Source organism: Coleofasciculus sp., assembly GCF_046539235.1.
Classification (GTDB): Bacteria; Cyanobacteriota; Cyanobacteriia; order Cyanobacteriales; family Coleofasciculaceae; genus Coleofasciculus.
This window is the reverse complement of the sequence record NZ_JBKHHI010000443.1, coordinates 1-5211: the sequence shown is the minus strand read 5'-3', so window position 1 is coordinate 5211 and position 5211 is coordinate 1. Positions and strand designations below refer to the sequence as shown.

General features: G+C 45.6%; 3 protein-coding genes. All 3 read left to right on the top strand.

All coding sequences use genetic code 11. The features are described 5' to 3' along the window. A partial coding sequence (locus ACLFWI_RS26310) for an LOG family protein (protein WP_446415378.1) occupies positions 1-973 on the top strand: 973 nt, incomplete at its 5' end. A gap of 240 nt (positions 974-1213) precedes the next feature. Continuing rightward, a complete protein-coding gene (locus tag ACLFWI_RS26305) occupies positions 1214-2866 on the top strand; it encodes an endonuclease/exonuclease/phosphatase family protein (protein WP_446415377.1) in 1653 nt (550 codons plus the stop codon). Between the two features lie 331 nt (positions 2867-3197). Next, entirely contained in the window at positions 3198-4916 is a 1719-nt protein-coding gene (locus tag ACLFWI_RS26300) for a lamin tail domain-containing protein (protein WP_446415376.1), read from the top strand. Positions 4917-5211: the final 295 nt, after the last annotated feature.

Genomic DNA, 5211 nt, shown 5'->3' with positions numbered 1-5211 from the left:
TCTGACACCAGATACCTTAACCTATATCTTAAACACAGGCGGATTAGTTTTTCCGCCTCTAACATTTGTTCCCTACGATGCCTATCGTAACCGTCTTTATTCTCCCGATGAATTAATGGGAGATTATCAAGTTGGTGTGACAGGAAGCTATAGTCATACTCTGGATGGTCGAGTCTATGACCATTATGTCAACAATGGTAAAGATCACCCCGCCAGTATTCTGGAAACCCTCGCCCAACGGTTACATGATCATGCGATTACCGATGCTTTAGAAGAACTGATTGATGGGCGAAAGGTTGTAGCAATTATGGGCGGACATTCCCTGAAACGGAGTGATCCCAACTATATCAAAGTGGCGCTAATTTCTGGAGAATTGACCCGTCGGGGTTATTTAATGACCAGTGGTGGCGGACCCGGTGCAATGGAAGCCACCCATTTAGGTGCATGGTTTGCCTATCGTTCCCAAGCTGAATTAGAAGATGCGGTGGAGATGCTGGCGGCTGCACCGATTTATAAACCCATGGAACAATGGTTAGATACCGCCTTTGCGGTGAAACAAAAATACCCACTTCAGGATAAAAATGGGCAATATCCAGAGAGTTTAGGTATTCCCACTTGGCTGTATGGTCACGAACCGCCCACCATTTTCGCCACCCACATCGCCAAACTATTTGCTAATAGTATCCGGGAAGAAGGGTTACTCGCGATCGCCAAATATGGGGTAATCTATTCTCCAGGGAGTGCCGGAACCATTCAAGAAATCTTCCAAGACGCTTGTCAGAACCATTACAAATCCTTTGGTGTGGTGAGTCCGATGATTTTCTTAGGCGAAGATTACTGGAAATGTAAAAAACCCGTGTTTCCGTTATTAGCACAATTAGCGGCGGGGAGAGAATACAGTTCACTGTTGGCGATTACCGATTCCGTAGATGAGGTAATTCAGCAGATTGAAAAATTTGCCGCCACATTGTAACTAATTTTGTGTTAAAGACCTGTAGGGGCGACCCGCTGCATCAATGAACAACACTCGTTCACTCAATTCCCTCGGGTCGCCCTATCTCCACCTCTCGGTAACAAAAAATCCCTCTTTAAAGACCTGTAGGGGCGACCTGCTGCACTAATGAACAACACTCGTCCACTCAATTCCCTCGGGTCGCCCTATCTCCACCTCTCGGTAACAGAGACTATTTATTGCCGTTTATTCAAAAACAACATGACCAATTCAACCCCTTCTATTCCACCCGTCGATTTAGTCATCGTCATCGATACCAGTCCCTCAATGAGGGATGAAGCCCAAGCCCTTAGTCAAGCCGCCGCCGCCGCGATTCAAGCCGCCAGTTCTAGCTGCCCTTCCGATTTACGAACCGAATGGTTTGGCATCGAAGGCACCTGGAAAAACACTAATTTTAGCCGTCGAATTCGTGACTATCTAATTCAAGAATGCGACGCGCCAGAAACTGAAATCCGGGCAAGAAAACGGGGTGAACTCAAAGAAGCTGGTGCCCAAGAAGATGCCGCCCGTACTCTTGAAGATATTGTCAATCACTTTAACTGGCGCGAGGATGCCGCCCGGGCAATCTTTTACCTAGGGGATGAAGCCTTAGAAGCCGGAGGTCTTCAAACCACCCAAGAGGATATTGAAGCCGCTAATCGCGCCATATCCCAGGCAAAAACTGCCAATATCACGATTCACACCTATTTGGGTAAGTCGAAGAGTAAACATCGAGAGAGTATCCAAAGCGAATACGCCAGAGTCGCATCAGAAACCGGGGGACAAGCATTTACTGACCAAGACACCCTCAAAGGCTTTGAAGCTGTTCTAGAAAAAGTTATTTGTGGTAGTTGTACATCGCAACCGGAAACACCCTCAAAACGTCCAGTTCGCCAGAAAACACTGAACGTTGGCACATTCAATCTTTATAACCTAGTTCTGCCCAATGTCACCTATTACGAAACCAATAAATATAGTCCAGAGGTTTATCAGCGCAAAAAGACCTGGATTGCCCGTCAAATTGAACAAATGGACGCCGATATCATCGGTTTCCAGGAACTGTTTCACGAGGAAGCCTTGCGACAAATTCTCGCGGAAACCCCAGACTGTGCCAATGCTAACCTAATTACCGCCAATCCCACTGGGGACAAACCAACCGTAGCGCTACTGTCGAAAGTTCCGGTTCTCAACCATCAAATCTTCACCGAATTTCCCGAAAAGGCACGTCTAGACATGGAAGGGACAGCCATTCCTCTGCATAGCTTTTCCCGTCCCCTGTTATCGGTGGATCTCGCCTTAAGTGATTCCGTTGAATGTACAGTATTTGTAGCTCATCTTAAGTCAAAACGCCCGATCATACCCGAAGATGCCGATCGCACTGACCCCGTGGAAAAAGCCAAGGGACAAGCCCGGGCGTTACTGCGTCGGGCGGCTGAAGCCACGGCTTTACGGGTGATTCTCATGGAAACGCTGCAAAACCGCAAACGTCCAGTCATTGTGATCGGGGATTTAAACGATAGCGGTTTAGCGGTAACCAGCAAAATTATCTCCGGTGAACCCCCGTGGGAAAAGCTGAGATTTGCCCAAAAGCAAGAAATCTGGGATGTACTGCTTTATAGTGTCAAGGACATTCAGGCGCGTCAGAGTTACGGTGATTTCTACTACACCCATATCTACAACGGCTACTACGAAAGTCTGGATCATATTCTCGTGAGTGAAGAATTGGTGGCACAAAATCCGGATCGCATCGGGAAAGTCACGTATGTTTCTGTCTATAACGATCATCTCATCGATGAAACCTTGAGTTACGAAGACCTGAAAAAATGGAAGTCGGATCACGGACAAGTCGTTGCCTCGATTCGACTGGAATCTTAAGCCAATCTTTAATTTGATTGACAAAAGTACGGCAAATCGGTTGACTCATTCTCAGAGGAAACAAACGCCGTCTAGTCTTCGTTTAGGCTTCATCGTTGATCAACATAAAATCCTCCGTACTTCAGTCTTACTTTTCACGTTATGTGGCGCAATGTGGGTAGGGGCGGGTTTCACTATTATCTTTTCGGTTGCATCCAGATGTGACTAAACCCGCCCAGACGCGCCATGGCGCGTCTCTACAATAGTTTGTAGCAGTAACGTGAAACCTATTACCAGTACAGCAAGATATAAGTTGACGATTTACCCTTTATTCACGTTCAGGAGAAAAATTATGACGACTCAATCCCCCCTCTCATCACAACAACGAGTTGGCATTATTCTCGCCTTAAAAGCCGATCGCCAATCTAACACATGGCATACTGTTAAATTTGATCCGCCGTTTCCTCAGGATACCCAAGTCGCCGTTATCCCGATGACCCAAACCTATAACGGATCAGAAACCCCAGGATTAAGGATTCGCCATGTTACCCCAGAAGGATTCGAGATTCGCTTTGATGAAATCGTCGCCCAGGGACGTTCGGCGGATGGGGCGCATCTGGATGAAACTGTCGCCTGGATTGCCTATCCTGTATCTGAAAAAGAGGAGGATACGTCGGAAACTCCAGGAACAGGAGAAGAACCTACTTTTCCGCCAAAATCTCTTGAATTAACCGCCGATACAATTTATCAGCTAATGTGGGAAAACGATGAGAATCAATTCTCAGTTATTCCGCGCAACAGTTCAGGCAACTGGGAAAACCCAGAGGCTGATATTTTATTAGATGAACAGGTGAAAGCAGCGGGGAAACGAGAAATTGATCTAGCGACTCATCCTCTCTTCCATAAAGTCAATGAAGCGAAACTATTTGACAATGATCGCACCTATTCCAGCTTTATTCAACTTTTAGATAACTACGCCGTTCGTGCCGCTGATCCCGAAATGACGGACGAGGAAGAAGTCCAAGAACAACAAGAGTTTTTGGCAAAAATCATCAAAACTAAGCCTATGCAGCTTGCCCGGACTTATATCAATCAAAACTTGGGCGAAAGTCTTTCGGAAGAAGAATTCCGCACAAAGCTACAGCGGATCTGGTTTGAACTTTATACGAATCACTATGGCGGCAAATCGACTGAGTTTGCCTCTGGCTTTGAACATGTGTTTGTCGGTGAGGGTAAGTTCGATATCCATTCGGGAAGTAAAAAAGAAAACTTTGGTAAAGTTTCCGGCTATCACTCTTGGGTGAAGTTTTACCTAGATGAAAAAAATCAGCGGGTCAATTATTTGGGATACAAGTATGACTTAAAAGGAGAGGATGGTTCCCAAAATCCCAATGTTGTCACCTTGCAGATGATTAATAATGTGATTGATATGCAAGGAAACGTGATTGCCAAACTGTTTAAACCCAAAGGTGGCTTCTTTGTTGGTCCGAGTCCCGAATGTGAAATGGCAATGGCAACCGTTGCTTATTACGAAAGTGTTCACGGCAAAATTACAGATAAGCGCCGGATTACCATCAATGACGCTACCTATAATTTAGTCTTGTATCGCAGCACGAATCCCAATGGCAGTCGCGGCGAATTTATTCGTTCCTTTTTCCCTATTTTCTTGGCAATGGATGATGGCGAAACACCGGACAATGATGAACCTGTTGTTGAGCCAATTGAGAACGAGACAAACAACAACGGTGATGTTGTAATTTTCGCCACCCAACCCAATCCAGAAGGCAGTGATGAAGGGAATGAGTGGGTTGAGTTAAAGAATACCACGAGTAATCCGATTGATTTATCCGGTTGGAAACTTCAAGATAAATTAGACCGTCCCGAAGATATTAGCGGCACAATACAACCGCAGGAAGTCAAACGATTTACCATTTCGCGAGCCAATTATACGACCATGCAATTAGGTAATAGTTCTGGTATCATTGCTTTAGTTAATTCTGCTGGACAGGAGATAGCCATGGTCAGTTATGGTTCCGCTAGTTCGGGTGAAGTGATTCGGTTTGTGTCCTAAAGGATTGTTTTTTGTCGGGGCTGGTTTCACGCCTTGATGTCAACTTTTGATATACCGTAGGGTGGGCATTGCCCACCAACCTTAAGTCAGTACCATTTAACTGAAGTGAAAACATCTCCAATACCTTGATACAAATCCCACCCTAACCCTCCCCTTGCCAAGGGGAGGGAACTAATTTTTCCCTTATCCGCTGTAAAAAAAAGAGAGGCTCAACATGTCAATCAACGGCACAATGATGCAATATTTCCACTGGTACATTGATCCCAATCTAATCCTGTGGAATGACGTTAAAACC

Bases quoted from the DNA above. Each gene is read 5' to 3' on its own strand.
- ACLFWI_RS26305 (WP_446415377.1), top strand. From the start codon at position 1,214: ATGACCAATTCAACCCCTTCTATTCCACCCGTCGATTTAGTCATCGTC.
- ACLFWI_RS26300 (WP_446415376.1), top strand. From the start codon at position 3,198: ATGACGACTCAATCCCCCCTCTCATCACAACAACGAGTTGGCATTATT.